This window comes from Mitsuaria sp. BK037 (assembly GCF_014193045.1).
Lineage (GTDB): Bacteria > Pseudomonadota > Gammaproteobacteria > Burkholderiales > Burkholderiaceae_C > Roseateles.
This window is the reverse complement of the sequence record NZ_JACHYS010000001.1, coordinates 553,946-573,657: the sequence shown is the minus strand read 5'-3', so window position 1 is coordinate 573,657 and position 19,712 is coordinate 553,946. Positions and strand designations below refer to the sequence as shown.

Below are 19,712 nucleotides of genomic sequence, written 5' to 3'. Positions count from 1 at the left end.
GCCATCCCCCCTGCGCTGACGGGCCGTCCCGGCGCGTCAGCGCAGCATCAGTCGGCGGCGGCCGGGGCGCTCAGTCCAGCGCCCGCAGCGGATGCTCCGCCGCCGGCCAGGGGCTGCGGAAGAAGGCCTCGACGTCGGCACGGCACACGTCCTCGACCCGCGCCGGATTCCACTTCGGCGCATGGTCCTTGTCGACCGCCAGCGCGCGCACGCCCTCCACCGTCTCGCTGGCCGCGCCGGGCCGCAGGTGGAAGCAGTGGTGCACCAGGTCGCGTTCCATGCGCAGGTCGTCCGCCAGGCTCATCGCGCGCGCCCTCCGGATCTGCTCCAGCGTCACCGCCATCATCAGCGGTGAGCGCTTGCCCAGCGTCGCCAGCACCTGCTGCGCCCAGGGATCCGCATCCGCCGCCAGCGACGCGAACAGCGCCGGCACCGACGCCGCCGAGAAATGGCGGTTGATCAGCGCCCGCGCGTTCCAGTGCTCGGCCACCGGCGCCAGGTCCACGCGCTCCATCACCGTCGCCACGACATGCTCGGCGCTGTCCTGCGCGCCGGTCTTGAAGGCCGCGATGATCGCCGGCAGCTCGCTGCTGCGCACGAACACGTCGCCCAGGCCCAGCTCGATCGCATCGCCCGCGCCGATGACCTGGCCGGTCAGCGCCAGCCATTCGCCGCTGTGCCCCGGGCAGCGCGACAGGAAATAACCGCCGCCCACGTCCGGGAACAGGCCGATGTTGGTCTCGGGCATCGCCAGCTTCGAGTGCTCGGTCAGCACCCGCAGCTTGGCGCCCTGGCTGATCCCCATGCCGCCGCCCATCACCACGCCGTCCATCAGCGCGATGTAGGGCTTGGGGAACTGGTGGATCAGGTGGTTGAGCGCGTATTCCTCGGTGAAGAACGCGTCCAGCGCGGCGTCGCCCGCCAGCGCGGCCTGGTGGAAGAAGCGGATGTCGCCGCCGGCGCAGAAGGCCGCGGGCTTGCCCTCGCGCCCCGCGCCCAGCACCGCCACGGCCTGGATGCGCGGATCGTCGCGCCAGGCGCTCAGCAGCACGGTCATGTCGCGGATCATGGCCAGCGACAGCGCGTTGAGCGCCTGCGGACGGTTCAAGGTGATCAGGCCGAGGCAGCCATTGACCTCGGCCAGGACCAGTCCTTCGGATTGCAGCGACGGAATCACAACGACATCTCTCCACTCTTGGAAGCGGCCGGGCGGCGCCAGGCGCCCAGCAGCTCATTGCCAATCAACGCGGCCAGCACCATAACACCGCCGAGCAGCGCCGCCGGGGACGGCGCCTCCCCCGCGATCAGCCAGGCCCAGAGCACCCCCAGCAGCACTTCCATCAGGCCCAGCAGCGCCACCTCCGCCGCCGGCAGCACCCGCGTCAGGCGCACGACGATCAGGCAGGGCACGGCCAGCTGGAACACGCCCAGCCCGGCCAGCAGCAGCAGGTCGCGGCCGGAGGCCTCGAAGGGCCAGGCCAGCGGCAGCGTCGCGGCGGCGGACAGCATCGCGCCCAGCCACACGGCCGGCAGCAGGTCCGTCGCGCCGTCGCCGGCCCGCGCCTGCAGCAGCGTCCAGTTGCTGGCCGCCGCGACGGGCACGGCCAGCGCCACGCCCATGCCCAGCCAGGCGTGGGCGCCGGCGCGCATCTCGCTCGCGAACATCCAGGCGATGCCGGCGCTCGCGATCCAGATCGCGACCCAGGTCCGCGCCGCCAGGCGCTGATGCAGGAACACGCGCGCGAACAGCGCCGTCAGCAAGGGCCCCAGCGCCATCGTCACCAGCACGTTGGCCACGCCGGTCATCGTCAGCGCCAGCATGAAGGCGGTGTACATCACCGCCCAGCACAGGCCCGAGCCCAGCACCGACGGCGAGCACCGCAGCCGCGGCAGCGCCTGGCGCCAGTAGTCGCGCCCGCGCAGCATCGGCAGCAGCAGCGTCAGCGCCAGCGCGTTGAAGGCGCTGCGCCAGAAGGTCACCTCGAAGCCGCGCGCCGAGTCCAGGTGGCGCGACACCGCGCCGGCGCTGCTCCACAGCAGCGTCACCAGCAGCATCAGCAGGACGGCGGATCGATGGCGCATCGGTCGTTCCAGGAGCGGGCGCGTCATTCGTCGCGGTAGATGCCCACGAGCGGCTCGCCGCCGGCCTCGACCCAGCCGCGGTACATGCCCTCGGTGTTGAAGCCCAGCCAGACATTGCCCAGCCCGTCGACGGCGATCAGGCCGCCGTCGCCGCCGACCTGGGGCAGCTCGTCGAAGACGACGCGCGCGCAGGCCTCGGTCAGCGGCAGTCCGCCGATGCGCATCAGCGCGCCCACCTCGTGCGCGGCGGCGGCGCGGATGAAGGCCTCGCCCGTGCCGGTGCACGAGACCGCCACGCTGCGATCGTCGGCATAACAGCCCGCGCCCGGGATCGGCGAATCGCCCACGCGCCCCGGCCGCTTGTTGGTCATGCCGCCGGTGGAGGTCGCGGCGGCCAGGTGGCCGGCGGCGTCGCGCACGACCGCGCCGACGGTGCCGAACTTGGTCCGGTCGTCGATCGGGCCGCCCGGCTCCGGCGCGGCGGCCTGCGCATCGGCCGCCATGGCCGACTGCCCGTCGTGATCGAGCACCTGCCCCTGTGCGAGCGCCCTCGCCTGCCGCAGCTGCGCCAGGCGCTGCGGCGTGCCGAACCAGGTCGGCGCGACGCGCTCCAGGCCCTGGTCGAACGCGAAGGTCTCGGCGGCCGGGCCGATCAGCAGCACATGGCCGCTGTGGTCCATCACCGCGCGCGCCGCGAGCACCGGGTTGCGCACCCGCGTCACGCCGGCGACCGCGCCCGCCGCGCGGTCGCGCCCGTCCATCACGCTGGCGTCCAGTTCATGGCGCTCGTCGGCGGTGTAGACGGCGCCCTTGCCGGCGTTGAACAGCTCGCACTCCTCGAGCCGGCGCACCGCCTCGACCGCGACGTCCATCGCCGCGTCGCCGCGCGCGAGCTGCCGGGCGCCGTCGGCCAGGATCGCCGTCAGCGCGGCGCGGTAGGCCGCTTCCATCGCGGCGCTCATGCGGTCGCGGCGGATGGTTCCGGCGCCGCCATGGAGGGCGAGCACGGGGCGCGGCAGGGCGGTCGGGAAGGCAGCGGTCATGGCGTGGCGGCGGCGGAGCGGGAACCGGGAAGCCGCGCATTCTCGCGCGGCTCGGGCATGTCCCTGGGCTTGTCCCGGTCGGGACAGGGCAAAAGCGAACGCTCGTGCTAAAACCCCGCGCAGCTCACCGACAGCGCCGACCGCGCCCACCACGCGCCAGAGCGCCGGCCCGACATCGAAGACCGCAGGAGACACGCATGGACCTCAACTTCACGCCCGAGGAGCAGGCCTTCCGGGCCGACATCCGCCGCTGGGTGGCCGAGCACCTCCCTCAGGACATCAGCCACAAGGTGCACAACGCGCTGCGCCTGAACAAGGACGATCTGCAGCGCTGGGCCCGCATCCTGGGCAAGCAGGGCTGGCACGGCTGGGCCTGGCCCAGGCAGTTCGGCGGGCCGGGCTGGAACGCGGTGCAGCGCCATCTCTTCGAAGAGGAATGCGCCCTGGCCGGCGCGCCACGCGTGGTGCCCTTCGGACCGGTGATGGTGGCGCCGGTGATCATGGCCTTCGGCTCGCGCGAGCAGCAGGAGCGCCACCTCCCGGGGATCATGAGCGGCGACGTCTGGTGGAGCCAGGGCTACAGCGAACCGGGCTCGGGCTCGGACCTGGCCTCGGTGAAGACCCGCGCCGAGCGCCGGGGCGACAAGTACATCGTCAACGGCCAGAAGACCTGGACCACGCTGGGCCAGTACGGCGACTGGATCTTCTGCCTCGTGCGCACCGACGCCTCGGTCAAGCCGCAGGCCGGCATCTCCTTCCTGCTGATCGACATGAAGTCGCCCGGCGTGACCGTGCGGCCGATCATCATGCTCGACGGCGAGCACGAGGTGAACGAGGTGTTCTTCGACAACGTCGAGGTCCCCGCGGAGAACCTGGTCGGCGAGGAGAACAAGGGCTGGACCTACGCCAAGTACCTGCTCGCGCACGAGCGCACCAACATCGCCGACGTGAACCGCGCCAAGCGCGAGCTGGAGCGGCTCAAGCGCATCGCCAAGGCCGAAGGGCTGCTCGGCGGCGATCGCGAGGACGCACGTTTCCGCGACCAGATCGCGCTGCTGGAGGTGGACATCGTCGCGCTGGAGATGATGGTGCTGCGGGTGCTCTCGGCCGAGAGCAGCGGCAAGCAGTCGCTGGACGTGGCGGGGCTGCTGAAGATCCGCGGCAGCGAGATCCAGCAGCGCTACACCGAGCTGATGATGCTGGCCGCCGGCCCCTACGCGACGCCCTTCATCCACGAGGCCATGGAGGCGGGCTGGCAGGGCGACCACGTCGGCGCGGCCCATTGCGCGCCGCTCGCGAGCCACTACTTCAACTATCGCAAGACGACGATCTACGGCGGCTCCAACGAGGTGCAGCGCAACATCGTCGCGCAGACCGTGCTGGGCTGAGGCAGGAGACACGACATGGATTTCGATTTCACCGAAGACCAGAACTCGCTGCGCGACGCAGTGCGGCGCTACGTCGACAAGGATTACGGCTTCGAGCAGCGCCGCGCGATCGTGCGCGCGGGCGGCTTCTCGCGCGAGGTCTGGAACGCCCTGGCCGGCCTGGGCCTGACCGCGCTGGCGGTGCCCGAGGCCCACGGCGGCCTGGGCTTCGGCCCGGTCGAGGCGATGGTCGTCATGGAGGAACTGGGCCGCGGCCTGGTGATGGAGCCCTATGCGCAGGGCGGGCTGGTCGCGCCGGCGGTGCTGGCGCAGTCCGGCGAGGACGCGCAGGGCGAGTGGCTGCCGCGCATCGCGGGCGGCGAGGCGCTGGTCGTGCTCGCGCACCAGGAGCGCCGCGCGCGCTACCGGCTCGAGGTCTGCGACACGCTGGCCACGGCGGATCACCGGCTCACCGGCCTGAAGAGCGTGGTGCCGGCCGGTGACGCGGCCGACGCCTTCATCGTGCCGGCGCGCGCCGGCGGCGCCGACGCAGGCATCGCGCTCTACCTGGTCGCCAAGGAGGCAAGTGGCGTCGCGCTGCGCGGTTATGCGCTGCACGACGGCTCGCGCGCCGCCGAGCTGACGCTGCAGGACACGCCCGCCACGCTGCTGGTCGGTCCCGACCGTGGCCTCGCGGTGCTGGAACACGCCGTCGACATCGCCATCGCGGCGCAGGCGGCGGAGGCGGTCGGCGCGATGGACCGCTTCGTCGCGCTGACGGCGGAATACCTGAACACGCGCAAGCAGTTCGGCGTCGCCATCGCCAGTTTCCAGGCGCTGCGCCATCGCATGGCCGACATCAAGATGCAGCTGGAGCTGGCGCGCTCGATGAGCTACTTCGCCACGCTCAAGCTGGGCGAGCCAGCCGAGGCACGCCGCCGCGCGGTTTCGCAGGCCAAGGTACAGCTCGGCCAGGCGATGCGCTTCGTCGGCCAGCAGTGCATCCAGCTGCATGGCGGCATCGGCGTGACCGACGAGTATGTCGGCAGCCATTACTTCAAGCGGCTCACGCTCATGGAGATGCAGTACGGCGATTCGCTGCATCACCTGGGCGAGGTCAGCCGCCGCATGCAGGACACGGCCGGCGTCTTCGCCTGACGCCTGACACCGCCCGGCGGCGGCCCCTACACTCGGCGAGCCTCGCTGCCTTCGCAGCAGGGAGAACGCCATGTCGAACGCGACCTCCGCCGCCGCCTCCTTCCTCGCCGGCCTGCTGCTGGCCGGCGCGGCGATGACCGCCGCCGCCCAGGACTTCAAGCCCGGGCTGTGGGAGATCAAGCAGAAGCCCGAGCTCGATCCGCAGCGCCAGGCGCAGATGGAGCAGATGCAGAAGCAGATGGCCGCGCTGCCGCCGGAGCAGCGCAAGCAGCTGGAATCGATGATGTCGAAGAACGGCGTCAGCATGAACTTCCAGGGCGGCGAACTGACGCTCAAGTCCTGCGTGACGCGGGAACAGGCGGACCGCGCCGGCATCCCGAAGACCGAAGGCAAGTGCGAGCACGACAGCAAGCGCACCGGCGACCGGATGCTGGTCAACTTCCGCTGCACCAACCCTGCGTCCGAGGGGACGAACGAGATCACCTTCCTGGGCACCGACCATTACCGGACCAGGAGCGAGGTCCGCGTGCAGCGCGACGGCAAGACCGAGGTGCTGCGCTCCACCGGCGAGGCGCGCTACCTCGGCGCCGACTGCGGCAGCCTCAAGCCGCAACCGCAGCCGCAGTCGCAGCCTCAGGGGCCGAGCCAGGGCGGCAAGCCTTGAGCGAGCCGGTCGCCCCCGCCGGCGCCGCGCGCGCCGACACCGGCAGCCTGTGCGACGTCGCCGGGCTGAAGCTCGGCCACTTCACCCATCCCTCGGCCCCCACCGGCTGCAGCGTCGTGCTGTGCGAGGCCGGCGCGACCGCCGGCGTCGATGTGCGCGGCGCCGCGCCCGGGACCCGCGAGACCGACCTGCTGCGTCCCGAGAACACGGTCCAGCAAATCCACGCGGTCCTGCTGAGCGGCGGCAGCGCCTTCGGCCTGGCGGCCGCGGACGGCGTGATGCGCTGGCTGGCCGAACGCGGCCACGGCTTCCCGGTCGGCCAGGTGCGCGTGCCCATCGTGCCGGCGGCGGTGATCTTCGACCTGTGGCGCCACGACGCGGCGACCGCGCCCGATGCCGCCGCGGGCCGCGCGGCCTGCGACGCGGCCTCCGCAGCCGAGCGCGCGCGCGGCCCGGTCGGCGCCGGCACCGGCGCGACGGTGGGCAAGCTGCTGGGCGTGGACCGCGCGATGCCCGGCGGCCTGGGCATGGCCTCGCTGCGCCTGGGCGACGTCACGCTGGCGGCGATGGTCGTGGTGAACGCGGTGGGCGACGTGGTCGACCCGCGCGGCGGCCAGGTGCTCGCCGGCCCGCGCGGCCCGGACGGCCGCGCCTGCTCGACGGTTCGGGCCCTGCTGGACGGTGAGCGTCCCGGCCGCGCGCTGCAAGGCAGCGCGACGACGATCGGCGTCATCGCCACCGATGCGCGCCTGAGCAAGCCCCAGGCGACCAAGCTGGCGCAGATCGCGCACGACGGGCTGGCCCGCGCGATCCAGCCGGTGCACACGGTGATGGACGGCGACGTGCTGTTCGCGCTGGCGACCGGCGCCGCCGAGGTCGACGGCGACATGACGTTGCTCGGCGCGCTGGCCGCCGAGGTCGTGGCCCGGGCCGTGGTGGACGCGGTCCGGCCGGGCTGACGGACGACCGGAGGGCGGGCGGCCCCGCGGCCGCGGCGACAATCCCGCCCCATGAGTTCGAGTTCCCCCACCCCCGCCAAGGCCGCCAAGCCGGTCGCCATCGCGCAGATCCTCTTCAGCCAGGGCTTCGGCACCCGCCGGCATTGCGCGGCGCTGGTCGAGCACGGCCTGGTGTCGGTCGCCGGCGAGCTCGTCGAGGACCCGCGGCAGGCCTTCGACACCACCGGCCTGGTCTTCGAGGTCGAAGGCCAGGCCTGGCCGTATCACGAGAAGGCGCTGATCCTGCTGCACAAGCCGGCGGGCTACGAGTGCTCGCGCAAGCCCAGCCACCATCCGAGCGTGTTCTCGCTGCTGCCCGAGCCGCTGCGCAACCGCGACATCCAGCCGGTGGGCCGGCTCGACGAGGACACCACCGGCCTGCTGCTGCTGACCGACGACGGCCCGCTGCAGCACAAGCTCACCAGCCCGAAGTACCACGTGCCCAAGCTCTACCAGGCGAGCTGCAAGGCCGAGCTGGACGAGGGCCAACTGCGCCGCCTGGTCGAGGGCGTGCTGCTGGAGGAGCGCAATCCCAAACTGGCCGAGGAGCCGGTGCGCGCCGTGTCCGCCGAGCGCCTGCCCGACGGCCGCCTGCAGATGGCGCTCACCGAGGGCCGCTACCACCAGGCCAAGCGCATGGTCGCCGCGGTCGGCAACCGGGTGCTGGCGCTGCACCGCCAGCGCATCGGCGCGCTGGACCTGCCGGCCGAGCTGCCGTCCGGCGGCTGGATCTGGCTCGACGAGCACCAACGCGAACTGGCGATGACAGATCCGGCGTCGGGATCAGGATCGGGACCGGCTTCGGCCTAGACCTCGAGCCGGATGGGCGTCAGGCGCCCACCGGCACCGCGCCTGCGCACGAGGACCGGACGGTCCCCGGGAAGTCCCCGAGCCTCGCCGCTCACGACCTTCGGTAGAAACGCCCCACTTGGACGCCGCCCGCGAAGCGGCGCCACCGATCTGGAGGGCGGTCGGCCGGAATCCTCGACGGCCGGGTCGTATGGGAGTGCCTGAAATCAAACATCACGGGGATCCTGGCGGCGCCAGCGTGGCCATGCAGGTGCGGGCGGAACGCCTGACCAGCCTGCAGGCGCGCGTGGCGATGCCGGCCTGCGTCGGCGGGCTGTTCAGCCTGCTGCCGGTGGCGCTGCTGTGGTCGCACCTGCCGGCCGTGGACCTGCTCGGCTGGCTGGCGGCGCGTTGGGGCATCTCGGCCTGGCGCGCGCTGGAAGCCCGCAGCTTCCTGCGGCTGCCGCTGGTCGAGCGCGCCTCGCCGGGCCGGGAGCGGCGCTACCTCGTCGGCCTGGGGCTGGACGGCCTGGCCTGGGGCGTGATCGGCGCCCTCTTCGCCACGCCCAACCTGCCGGAGATCGACGGCGCGGTCATGACCACGCTGGTCGGCCTGGTCGCCTTCACCATGGTGTCGCTGGGCCACTGGGCGCGCGGGCAGGCGCTGTTCGCCTCGCTGGTCATCGCGCCGCTGGCGATCCGGCTGGCGCTGCAAGGCGGCACCACCGGCTGGCTCAGCGCCGGTGGGCTGACGATGTTCTGGCTGCTGACGGTGCTCGAGTCGCGCCGCATCGAGGCGCGCACGCTGGAGCTGCTGCGGCTGCGCTTCGAGCAGGCCCGGCTGGCCGAGCAGCGCCGCCTCGCGCTGGACGCGGCGGAGGAAACCAGCAGCAGCAAGAGCCGCTTCGTCGCGGTGATGAGCCATGAGATCCGCACGCCGCTGAACGGCATCATCGGCATGGCCCAGCTGCTGGAGCGCGGCGAGCTCAGCCCGCAGCAGCGCGAGCAGGTGGAGATCGTGCGCCGCTCCGGCCGCCACCTGATGACGCTGGTCAACGACATCCTGGACCTGGCGCGCATCGAGTCGGGCAAGCTGGTCGTCGAGGCCCGCCCCTTCGACCTGCGCGAGGTCGCCGGCGACGTCGGCCGCCTGCTGGGCGAGACGGCGCGCGCCAAGGGCCTGGCCTTCTCGCTGACCGTCGCGCCGCAGCTGCCGGCGCGCGCGATGGGCGATGCCTCGCGCATCCAGCAGGTGCTGCACAACCTGGTCGGCAACGCGATCAAGTTCACCGACCGGGGCAGCGTCGACGTCGAGGTCTCGTCGGTGCTGGACATGCGCGCGGGCACGCTGCTGCGCTTCGCGGTCAAGGACACCGGCGACGGCATCCCGGCGGACCAGCTCGAGCGCATCTTCGCCCCGTTCGAGCAGGCCGGCCGCGCCGGCGACCACCGCGCGCGCCGCGATGGCGCGGGGCTGGGGCTGACGATCTCGCGCGAACTGGCGCGCGCGATGGGCGGCGACCTGCGCTGCGCATCGGCGCCCGGCCAGGGCTCGGTGTTCGAGTTCACCCTGCCGCTGCAGGTGGCCTCCCCGGCACCGTCCTCGACGGCGCTCGCCCCGTCCGCCGCGCTGCCTGGATCGGACGCGCCCGCCGCATCGACCGAGCCCGCGGCCTCGACCGCGGCGCCGCTGCCGCGGCTCGAAGGCCGCGTGCTGCTGGTCGACGACAGCCCGGTCAACCTGCTTGTCGCCACGACCATGCTGGAGCGCTGCGGCCTGCGCGTGACGCCGGCGGAACACGGCCGCGACGCGCTCGAGCAGCTGCGCGCGCAGCGTTTCGACCTGGTGCTGATGGACTGCCAGATGCCGGAGCTCGACGGCTATGCGGCCACCGTGGCCTGGCGCCAGGAGGAGGCGCGCCGGCTGCTGCCGCGCACGCCGTTGGTCGCGCTGACCGCCAGCGCCGTCGACGACGACCGGGCCCGCTGCCTGGCCTGCGGCATGGACGGCTACCTGGTGAAGCCGTTCGAGATGGACGAGCTGCTGGCCGTCGTCACGCAGCACCTGCGCGGCCCGGCGGCCTCGCCCTCGGCGCAAGCCGCACCGCCGGCCGCCGCCGCGGCCTGACGGGCGGCGCCCGGCCGGCAGATAATCCCGGCCCATGCACGTTTTCCGAGGCTTCCACCATCCCGGCGTCGCGGCGCACTGCGCGCTGACGATCGGCAACTTCGACGGTGTCCACCGCGGCCATCAAGCCATGCTGGCGCTGCTGCTGTCCGAGGCCCGCCACCGCGGCCTGCCGACCTGCGTGCTGACCTTCGAGCCGCATCCGCGCGACTTCTTCGCCAGCAAGCTCGGCAAGCCCGAACTGGCGCCGGCGCGCATCGCCACGCTGCGCGACAAGCTGCAGGAGCTGGAGCGCTGCGGCGTGGACCAGGTCGTGGTGCTGCGCTTCGACGAGGCGCTGGCCTCGCTGCCGGCGCAGGACTTCATCCAGCAGGTGCTGGTCGAGGGCCTGGGCGCGAAATACGTGCTGGTCGGCGACGACTTCCGTTTCGGCGCCAAGCGCCAGGGCGACTACGCGACCCTGGACGCCGCCGGGCAACGCCTGGGCTTCGACGTCGCCCGGATGATGAGCTACGAGGTGCATGGGCTGCGGGTGTCGAGCTCGGCCGTGCGCGAGGCGCTGGCCGCCGGCGACATGGACGGCGCGGCGCGGCTGCTGGGCCGGCCGTACGCGATCTCCGGCCATGTGATCCACGGCCAGAAGCTGGGCCGCCAGTTGGCCGAGACCGCGCCCGGCCGCGGCGACGGCTTCCGCACGCTGAACCTGCGCTTCGACCACGACAAGCCGGCGGCGCACGGCATCTTCGCGGTGCGGGTGCATGGCATCGACGGGGACGACGGCCCGGCGCTGGACGGCGTCGCCTCGCTGGGCGTGCGCCCCACCGTCGAGGACGCGGGGCGGGTGCTGCTGGAAGTCCACGCGCTGGACTGGCCGGCGGACCTGGCCGCCCGCCTGGGGGCCGCGGAGGCCTACGGTAAACTCGTGCGCGTGGAACTCCTCCAAAAACTGCGCGATGAAGCCCGTTTCGACGGGCTTGATTCGTTGACGGCCGCGATCCGCGAAGACGTCCGTCAGGCGCGCGACTACTTCGCGCAACAGGCGGCCACCCACGCCGCCGTCCGCCGTCAGACCACCCGCGACCGAATTTGAAGGGCTGACCGCCCTCCCCTGCGCTCAGCCGGCGCGCGGCCCAGTGCATCCCACCTCGCCGCCTCCGCGCCCTTCTCTTCATGCCTCGCCGCCCCGCGCACGCCGGGGCTGCCCTCTTCGATTGCCGCTGCCATGACCGACACGTCCAAGCCCGACTACCGCGCCACGCTCAACCTGCCCGACACGCCCTTCCCCATGCGCGGCGACCTGCCCAAGCGCGAGCCGGGCTGGGTCAAGGAATGGGAGGACCAGGGCATCTACCAGCGCCTGCGCGTGGCGCGCCAGGGCAAGCCCAAGTTCGTGCTGCACGACGGCCCGCCCTATGCCAACGGCCAGATCCACATGGGTCACGCGGTCAACAAGATCCTGAAGGACATGATCGTCAAGGCGCGCCAGCTCGAGGGCTTCGACGCCGCCTACATCCCGGGCTGGGACTGCCACGGCCTGCCGATCGAGAACCAGATCGAGAAGACCTTCGGCCGCGGCCTGCCGCGCGACGAGGTGCAGGCCAAGAGCCGCAAGTACGCCGGCGAACAGATCGACCAGCAGCGCGCCGACTTCAAGCGCCTGGGCGTGCTGGGCGACTGGGACCACCCCTACCGCACGATGGACTTCAAGAACGAGGCCGGCGAGATCCGCGTGCTCAAGCGCCTGTTCGAGCGCGGCTTCGTGTACCGCGGGCTCAAGCCGGTGTACTGGTGCTTCGACTGCGGTTCCTCGCTGGCCGAGTTCGAGATCGAGTACGCCGACAAGCAGTCGCCCGCCGTCGACGTGGCCTTCCTGAGCGCCGAGCCGGACAAGCTGGCGGCGGCCTTCGGCCTGCAGAAGCTCGACAAGGACGCGTTCACCGTCATCTGGACGACCACGCCGTGGACCATCCCCGCCAACCAGGCGCTCAACCTGAACCCCGAGCTGCCCTATGCGCTGGTGGACACCGAGCGCGGCTACTTCGTCGTGGCCGAGGCGCTGGTCGAGAAGTGCCTGGCCCGCTGGGGCATCGAGGGCCGGCAGGTCGCCGTGACGCCGGGCAAGTCGCTGGAGCTGCTGAAGTTCAAGCACCCGCTGGCGCACGTGCATCCGGGCTTCGATCGCGAAAGCCCCGTCTACCTGGCCGACTACGCCACCGCCGACGACGGCACCGGCGTGGTCCACTCGGCGCCGGCCTACGGCGTGGACGACTTCAACTCGTGCATGGCGCACGGGATGACCTTCAAGGACATCAAGAACCCGGTGCAGGGCAACGGCGTCTATGAGGCCGAGCTGCCGCTGTTCGGCGGCCAGCACATCTGGAAGGCCAATCCGGTCATCGCGCAGGCGCTGCAGGATGCCGGCCGCCTGATGGCCCAGAGCAAGATCAGCCACAGCTACCCGCACTGCTGGCGCCACAAGAGCCCGGTGATCTACCGCGCCGCGGCGCAGTGGTTCGTGCGCATGGACGAAGGCGACGGCGTGTTCACCGTCGACAAGGCGGAGAAGACGCTGCGCCAGCTGGCGCTGGACGCCATCGAGCAGACCAGCTTCTATCCGGAGAACGGCCGCACCCGGCTGCACGACATGATCGCCGGACGGCCCGACTGGTGCATCTCGCGCCAGCGCAGCTGGGGCGTGCCGCTGCCGATCTTCCTGCACAAGGACAGCGGCCAGCCGCATCCGAAGACGCTCGAGTTCATCGAGCGCGCCGCGCAGTTGGTCGAGGCCGGCGGCATCGAGGCCTGGTCCAAGCTCGACCCGGCCGAGTGGCTGGGCGCCGAGGCCGAGCAGTACTCGAAGGGCCAGGACATCCTCGACGTGTGGTTCGACTCGGGCTCCACCTTCCAGCACGTGCTCAAGGGCTCGCATGCCGGCGCGGCGCACGAGACCGGCCCCGAGGCCGACCTCTATCTCGAGGGCCATGACCAGCATCGCGGCTGGTTCCACTCGTCGCTGCTGATCTCGTGCGCGATCAATGGCCGCGCGCCCTATCGCGGCCTGCTGACCCACGGCTTCACCGTGGACAGCCAGGGCCGCAAGATGAGCAAGTCGCTGGGCAACGGCGTCGATCCGCAGGAGACCAGCAAGTCGCTGGGCGCCGAGATCATCCGGCTGTGGGTGGCGGCATCGGACTATTCGGGCGACATCGCCGGCGACAAGAAGATCCTGGACCGCGTGGTGGACGGCTACCGCCGCATCCGCAACACGCTGCGCTTCCTGCTGGCCAACACCTCGGACTTCGACGCCGCCCGCGACGCCGTGCCGATGGACCAGCTGCTCGAGGCCGACCGCTATGCGCTGGCGCGCGCCGCGCAGTTCCAGGAGGAGATCCTGGCGCATTACCAGCGCTACGAGTTCCACCCGGTGGTGGCCAAGCTGCAGGTCTACTGCTCGGAGGACCTGGGCGCGTTCTACCTGGACGTGCTGAAGGACCGCCTGTACACCAGCGCGCCGAAGTCGGCCGCGCGCCGCTCGGCGCAGACCGCGCTGTGGCACATCACCCACGCGATGCTGCGCTGGATGGCGCCGTTCCTGAGCTTCACCGCCGAGGAAGCCTGGAAGGTCTTCGCCGGCAAGCAGGCCGGCGACACGATCTTCACCGAGACCTTCTGGTCCTTCGGCGTCGCGCACGACGACGGCCTGATCGCCAAGTGGAACCGCATCCACGAGGTCCGGGACGCGGTGAACAAGGCGATCGAGGCGGTGCGCACGACCGGCGCGATCGGCTCGTCGCTGCAGGCGGAGATCACGCTGGGCGTGAACGGCGAGGACCTGGCGTTGCTGAGCAGCCTGGGCGACGACCTGAAGTTCGTGCTGATCACCTCGGCCGCGAACGCGGTGCTGGCCGATGAACTGAGCATCACCGTGACGCCGTCGACGCACCAGAAGTGCGAGCGCTGCTGGCACTACCGCGCGGACGTCGGCGCCAATCCCGCGCATCCGACGATCTGCGGCCGCTGCGAGAGCAACCTCCACGGCGACGGCGAGACGCGCACGGTGGCCTGAGCCTGCGCGCATCGACGGCAAGGCCGCCGAGCCCCTGCGGGCCGGCGGCCTTTCTCATGGTCGCGCGGGTCGGCGCGTCGCCGCGGGCGATCCCTCGGGATCGGCGTGGGGTCAGAGCGTGTCGACGTTCAACCCGACACCGATCAGCTCACGGCGTGTGCCGCCGGGTCCGCCGCGCGCCTCCAGGAACACGCGTCCCCGATAGAGCCCCGCCGGCAGGCCCGGATTGTCGCCCTCGACGAACTGCAGGCTCACACGAGGCAGCCGGCGCCCCTCGCAATCAACCGTCGCTGCCATCGGCATCGGCGCGCAGGCGCCGGCAGTCGCCGGCCGCCGGAACGCGCGCAGCACGAGGGTTCGGTCCCGGCCTTCCAGCACATCCCTCACCGTGACGATGACGCGACTCGAGGGCTGCACGCCGCCGGACGCCTCCCCATCGCGATGCGCACGCGCCTGGACGGGCAGCGCGACACGCACTGGCGAGCCGCCTTGCGCGGAAAGCAGCCCCGCCAGATCCGGCGACTCGTAGCCACGGCTCGCCGTGACGGTGCCTGCGGTCAGGTGCCCGATCCGCAACCGCAGCGGGAAGCGCTCGCGATAACGCCCGTCGCTCGTGCCGACCGCCTCGATCTCGATCTGGCCGACATAGCTGCCTCGCATCAGTCCGGGGTTGTCTTCCGCATGGAAGGACACCGTCAGGCGGGCGCCCCGCCGCTCGCCGCACGTGGTGTCGTCCTCCATCCGCGAGGCCCAGCCGCAACCGGTCTCGCGCTGGCCGCGCAGACGGATCTCGGCCCGGTGGCGCGTCAGTTCGTCCTCCACGACGGCCTGGATGACGCTGTAGCCCGAGGCGCCGGAAGTGGCGGGCTCGGCAGGCCCGGTGGCCCCGGTCTGCGCCGGCACGAGATAGACCACCGTGCCGCTCGAGACGTCTTCCGAGTGATCGCGGGAAACGAACGGGGCGCCGGCGCCGACGCTGAGGCGGTCGCTCAAGGTGCGGATGCCGGGGAAGACGCCTTTCACCCAGTGGACGAGCGCCGCCATGCGAGGGCCTTCCGAGCCACGCCAGCCCTTGTCACGGGCGCTCGCCGTGGCAACGACATGCCAGTAGCCCCAGCGCGCCTGCCAGAAGGCACCGCCGCTGTCGCCCGAGGTCAGCGTGAACCAGCGATCGGTGTCGCCGGTCGGCTGATAACCGACGGTGAACCGCTGCCGCGCGCGCCCGGTCGCGCGGCCGGGCGCACGGGCCCAGAGGCGCCCGGCGCGGTCAATCGACCGGGTGCCGACATGCCAGGCGCCATAACCGACGAACTCGGTGACTGCCCCCACGGGATGGGCGCTGGCGACGGGGTCGTCGTCGAGGTCGTCGAGCAATGGCGGCGTTTCCGACGCCAGCGGGCGAGCCGTCCGGCGCGGCAGCCGCAGGATCGCCAGGTCGCTGTCGCTGGCGCTGCCGTCCTGCTCGACCGCGTCGCCGTCCTGCGACGGGCGCGGCATCGGGATGAAGGCCAGGCCTCGCCCTTCATGCCTCGACGGGAGACGGCTGCTCAACGTCACCGGCCCCAGGGACCGGGCCCAGGGGGCGTGCCGGAAATCACTGGCCACGCAATGCGCCGCGGTCATGACGAAGGCATGCTGCTCGTCTTCGCCGAGCCAGGTCGCGGTGCAGTCGCGGTCGGTGCCGGGAAAGCGCAACTGACCCACATTGCGGAACCTGGGCTGGAGGCTCTCCCGCTCCAGGGGGGTCTGCACCAGGTGCAGGAAGGACAGCGGCTCGTCGAGCCGGCCACCGAGGGCCTCGAACCGCTGTTCGTTGATACCGATGGCGAGGGCCTTGGTGGCCGCCGCTGCCGTGGCGATCGCGATCGCCGCTCGTTTGATCCTGGGGGTCATCGTCGCTGCCTGTGCTCTTGGAGAGAGGCAGCGATCGTGTTGAGACCCCTTCTAAACCGGGATCGCTATTGGAGGTCGTGGCGGCTCAGGCGCCGACCTCGTTAGGTGGGTCTGGCCATCAATCCTTGCTACTCAACCCTCGCATCCAGACCAAACCGTCGGAGGTGCCACCTGCGACATCGCCCCGCCGCGGCCGGTACTCGCAGCCGATCCAGCCGTCCCAGCCGGTGGCCGCCGCGATCTCGTCGATTGCAGCCAGCGCGCCGCGCCAGTCCAGCGAGCCCACGTCCGGCTCATGCCGGCCCGGCATGCCGGCGATCTGGCAATGCGCGACACGACCCGTCGGCAGCCAGCGCCGCACCTGCGCGACCACATCCCCCTCGACACGCGCGCAGTGGTACAGGTCCATCTGGACCCTCAGATGCGCCGCGCCAATGCGATCGACGATCGCATGCGCCTCCTCCTGGCGCTGCAGCAGGTAGCCCGGCATGTCGTGCGGATTGATGGGCTCGATCATCAGCGTCACGCCCGCGCGCGCAGCCTGCTCAGCAGCCCAGCGCAGACCCGCCTCGTAGCGCGCGAGCGCGGCATCGCGCGAAACATCCGGCGGCAACACCCCCGCCAGCACGTGCAGCCGCGGCGACCCCACCCGGCTCGCGTAATCCAGCCCGCGCTCGATCGAATCTCGAAAGTCAGCCTCCCGCCCCGCCAGCGACGCCAAACCACGCTCACCCGCCGCCCAGTCGCCCGGCGGCGCATTGATCAACACGACCTCAACACCCGCCGCATCCGCCCGGGCTCGCAACTCAGCAGCCGGCATGTCATACGGGAACAAACACTCCACTGCCGCAAACCCGTCGCGGGCTGCAGCAGAGAAACGGTCGAGGAACGGGAGATCCTGGTACAGGAATCCAAGGTTGGCAGCGAATCGAGGCATGCGGCGTAGTGTCACCGAGCCCGCGCAAAACTGCCCGAGGCCGGCGGCGGAGCCCGCTTTCGGCGCTCAACTCGCTCTGCTCACCTTCGGCTCGCGACGCTCAAACAGAACGCGCCTGGTCAGTTCTGGAAGCGGGCTCCGCCGCCGGCCTCGGGCAGTTCTGCGCCCCCTCCACGAGGAACGGCCCCGAAGGGCCGTTCTGGAAAAGTGCGTCGGGCGTTGGCGTCAACAGCAGCGGCCAGTGCGGGCGCTGTAGCGAGCCTCCTGGCGCTCGAGGAAGAAGGCCTCGTAGCTCAGGGGCTCATCGTCAGGATGCGTGCGGGCCATGTGCGCCAGGTAAGCGCCGTAGTCCGCGCCAATCAGCTGCTGACGAACGCCACGTGCCATGTAGCGGCCCGCCTGCAGCATGTCCGACGCAGCGGACAACGCCGCCTGCGCCGCGTCCGCAGCCACCTGCTTAAGCATGGCCGCCCGCCACCACGCCCTCAGGCATGCGCACGAACGGCGTCTCCTGCACCGTGGGCTTGCGCTCGGCTCGCGCCTTCAGCACCGCCTTCACGCTGTACACCAGCACGCTGATCACGACGAACATGAAAAGGCCGCACAGCGCAGCATCCAGCCGGTCATTGAAGATCACCCGCTCCATCGCCTCCAGGCTCTTGGCCGGCGCCAGGACCTTGCCCGCCGCCAGGGAGTCAGCGTACTTCGAGGCATGCGCCAGGAAGCCCACCTTCGGATCGGCACTGAAGATCTTCTGCCAGCCCGCCGTCATCGTGCACACCAGCAGCCAGGCCGCCGGCACGATCGTGGTCCACGCGTAACGGTCCTTCTTCATCTTGAACAGCACCACCGTGCCCAGCAGCAACGCCACCGCCGCCAGCATCTGGTTGGCAATGCCGAACAGCGGCCACAAGGTGTTGATGCCGCCCAGCGGATCCACCACGCCCTGGTACAGGAAGTAGCCCCAGGCCGACACGCACAGGCCCGTGGCGATCAGGTTGGCCGGCAGCGATTCGGTGCGCTTGAGCGCCGGCACGAAGGTGCCCAGCAGGTCCTGCAGCATGAAGCGGCCCGCCCGAGTGCCCGCGTCGACCGCGGTCAGGATGAAGAGCGCCTCGAACAGGATCGCGAAGTGGTACCAGAAGGCCATCATCGCCTTGCCGCCCACGACCTGATGCAGGATGTGCGCCATGCCCACCGCCAGCGTCGGAGCGCCACCGGCGCGCGCCAGGATGGTGTTCTCGCCGACGTCCTTGGCGGTCTGCACCAGCATCTCCGGCGTGATCACGAAGCCCCAGGTGGAGAGCGTCGCCGCCACCGTCTCGGGCGTGCTGCCGACCAGCGCGGCCGGGCTGTTCATCGCGAAGTAGACGCCCGGCTCGATGCACGAGGCCGCCACCAGCGCCATCACCGCCACGAAGGATTCGGCCAGCATGCCGCCGTAGCCGATGAAGCGCGCGTTGACCTCGTTGTCCAGCATCTTGGGCGTGGTGCCCGAGCTGATCAGCGCATGGAAGCCCGACACCGCGCCGCAGGCGATGGTGATGAACAGGAAGGGGAACAGGTTGCCCGACCAGACCGGGCCGTTGCCGGCCGCGAACTGGGTGAACGACGGCATCTGCATCGGCGGGGCGACGACCACGATGCCGATCGCCAGCGCGATGATCGTGCCGATCTTCAGGAAGGTGGAGAGGTAGTCGCGCGGCGCCAGCAGCAGCCACACCGGGATGCAGGCGGCGACGAAGCCGTAACCGATCAGCATCCACGTCAGCACCTTGCCGTCGTAGGTGAACATCGGCGCCCAGGTCGGGCTCTCATGCACCCACTGGCCGGCGACGATCGCCAGCATCAGCAGCACGAAGCCGATGACGGAGACCTCGCCGATGCGGCCCGGACGGATGAAGCGCAGGTACACGCCCATGAACAGCGCGACCGGGATCGTCGCCGCGACGGTGAAGGTGCCCCAGGGCGAGTGCGCCAGCGCCTTCACCACGATCAGCGCCAGCACCGCCAGGATGATGATCATGATCATGAAGGCGCCGAACAGCGCGATGACGCCGGGCACCGTGCCCATCTCCTGCTTGACGAGGTCGCCCAGCGAGCGGCCGTCGCGGCGCGTGGAGATGAACAGCACGATGAAGTCCTGCACCGCGCCGGCGAAGATCACGCCGGCCAGGATCCACAGCAGGCCCGGCAGGTAACCCATCTGCGCCGCGAGCACGGGGCCGACCAGCGGGCCGGCGCCGGCGATGGCGGCGAAGTGGTGGCCGTACAGGACGTACTTGTGGGTCGGGACGAAATCCAGCCCGTCGTTGTACTTCCAGGCGGGCGTCTGGCGGGTCGGGTCCAGGCCCAGGACCTTGGTCGCCAGGAAGAGGCTGTAGTAGCGGTAGCCGATGAGGTACACGCAGATCGCGGCGACGACGACCCACAGGGCGCTCACCGCTTCTCCGTTGGCGAGCGCCACGGTGGCCAGGGCGAACGCCCCGAGGATGGCCACGCCCGCCCAGGCGAGGTGGCGACTCAAGTTCGACATCGATGTCTCCTTATTGGGCGCGCACCGACGGACGAGTGGGACCTGGCACGC

The 19,712-nt window shown here is 71.2% G+C and carries 15 protein-coding genes; 8 read left to right on the top strand and 7 right to left on the bottom strand.

The window, feature by feature from the left end; all coding sequences use genetic code 11:
• Positions 1-70 precede the first annotated feature (70 nt).
• Genes FHT37_RS02545 through FHT37_RS02535 form a run of 3 tightly spaced genes read right to left on the bottom strand, consistent with a single transcriptional unit; the run spans position 71 to position 3,125 of the window.
• The gene (locus FHT37_RS02545) at positions 71-1,177 is read right to left on the bottom strand and encodes an enoyl-CoA hydratase/isomerase family protein (RefSeq protein ID WP_091723591.1); all 1,107 of its coding nucleotides are present in this window, start codon (positions 1,175-1,177) and stop codon (positions 71-73) included.
• Entirely contained in the window at positions 1,174-2,082 is a 909-nt protein-coding gene (locus FHT37_RS02540) for a DMT family transporter (protein WP_091723589.1), read from the bottom strand. The genes FHT37_RS02545 and FHT37_RS02540 overlap by 4 nt, the downstream gene beginning before the upstream one ends.
• 23 nt (positions 2,083-2,105) lie before the next feature.
• Positions 2,106-3,125: an isoaspartyl peptidase/L-asparaginase family protein gene (locus FHT37_RS02535; protein WP_255489474.1), complete on the bottom strand. Its 1,020-nt coding sequence runs from the start codon at positions 3,123-3,125 to the stop codon at positions 2,106-2,108.
• 197 nt (positions 3,126-3,322) lie between these two features.
• Here FHT37_RS02535 and FHT37_RS02530 point away from each other — a divergent pair, with 197 nt between their 5' ends.
• From FHT37_RS02530 to ileS, 8 genes are all read left to right on the top strand, one after another.
• On the top strand, positions 3,323-4,513 hold the full coding sequence (locus FHT37_RS02530) for an acyl-CoA dehydrogenase family protein (RefSeq protein ID WP_091723586.1): 1,191 nt from the start codon (positions 3,323-3,325) through the stop codon (positions 4,511-4,513).
• A 15-nt stretch (positions 4,514-4,528) separates the two neighbouring features.
• Positions 4,529-5,650 (top strand): acyl-CoA dehydrogenase family protein, encoded by a 1,122-nt coding sequence (locus tag FHT37_RS02525; RefSeq protein WP_183478676.1) that lies wholly within the window; start codon positions 4,529-4,531, stop codon positions 5,648-5,650.
• Positions 5,651-5,720: 70 nt separating this feature from the next.
• Positions 5,721-6,314, top strand: a complete 594-nt coding sequence (locus FHT37_RS02520; RefSeq protein WP_183478675.1) for a DUF3617 domain-containing protein — start codon at positions 5,721-5,723, stop codon at positions 6,312-6,314.
• Positions 6,311-7,273 (top strand): P1 family peptidase, encoded by a 963-nt coding sequence (locus FHT37_RS02515; protein ID WP_183478674.1) that lies wholly within the window; start codon positions 6,311-6,313, stop codon positions 7,271-7,273. The genes FHT37_RS02520 and FHT37_RS02515 overlap by 4 nt, the downstream gene beginning before the upstream one ends.
• 51 nt (positions 7,274-7,324) lie before the next feature.
• Positions 7,325-8,122 carry a pseudouridine synthase gene (locus FHT37_RS02510; RefSeq protein WP_091723577.1) on the top strand — a complete coding sequence of 266 codons (798 nt, stop codon included), beginning with the start codon at positions 7,325-7,327 and terminating at the stop codon, positions 8,120-8,122.
• A 196-nt stretch (positions 8,123-8,318) separates the two neighbouring features.
• A complete protein-coding gene (locus FHT37_RS02505) occupies positions 8,319-10,229 on the top strand; it encodes an ATP-binding protein (RefSeq protein ID WP_183478673.1) in 1,911 nt (636 codons plus the stop codon).
• A gap of 34 nt (positions 10,230-10,263) precedes the next feature.
• Positions 10,264-11,319: a bifunctional riboflavin kinase/FAD synthetase gene (locus FHT37_RS02500; protein WP_147240883.1), complete on the top strand. Its 1,056-nt coding sequence runs from the start codon at positions 10,264-10,266 to the stop codon at positions 11,317-11,319.
• A gap of 132 nt (positions 11,320-11,451) precedes the next feature.
• Positions 11,452-14,295: an isoleucine--tRNA ligase gene (gene ileS, locus FHT37_RS02495; RefSeq protein WP_183478672.1), complete on the top strand. Its 2,844-nt coding sequence runs from the start codon at positions 11,452-11,454 to the stop codon at positions 14,293-14,295.
• Positions 14,296-14,406: 111 nt separating this feature from the next.
• Here ileS and FHT37_RS02490 read toward each other — a convergent pair whose 3' ends face one another.
• The 4 genes from FHT37_RS02490 to FHT37_RS02475 all read right to left on the bottom strand — a co-directional run bounded on the left by FHT37_RS02490 (position 14,407) and on the right by FHT37_RS02475 (position 19,661).
• Positions 14,407-16,188 (bottom strand): serine protease, encoded by a 1,782-nt coding sequence (locus FHT37_RS02490; protein WP_183478671.1) that lies wholly within the window; start codon positions 16,186-16,188, stop codon positions 14,407-14,409.
• A gap of 118 nt (positions 16,189-16,306) precedes the next feature.
• A complete protein-coding gene (locus FHT37_RS02485; RefSeq protein ID WP_183478670.1) occupies positions 16,307-17,125 on the bottom strand; it encodes a hydroxypyruvate isomerase family protein in 819 nt (272 codons plus the stop codon).
• Between the two features lie 225 nt (positions 17,126-17,350).
• Positions 17,351-17,533 (bottom strand): YbdD/YjiX family protein, encoded by a 183-nt coding sequence (locus FHT37_RS02480; protein WP_091725110.1) that lies wholly within the window; start codon positions 17,531-17,533, stop codon positions 17,351-17,353.
• A 49-nt stretch (positions 17,534-17,582) separates the two neighbouring features.
• Positions 17,583-19,661, bottom strand: a complete 2,079-nt coding sequence (locus tag FHT37_RS02475) for a carbon starvation CstA family protein (protein ID WP_183478669.1) — start codon at positions 19,659-19,661, stop codon at positions 17,583-17,585.
• Positions 19,662-19,712: the final 51 nt, after the last annotated feature.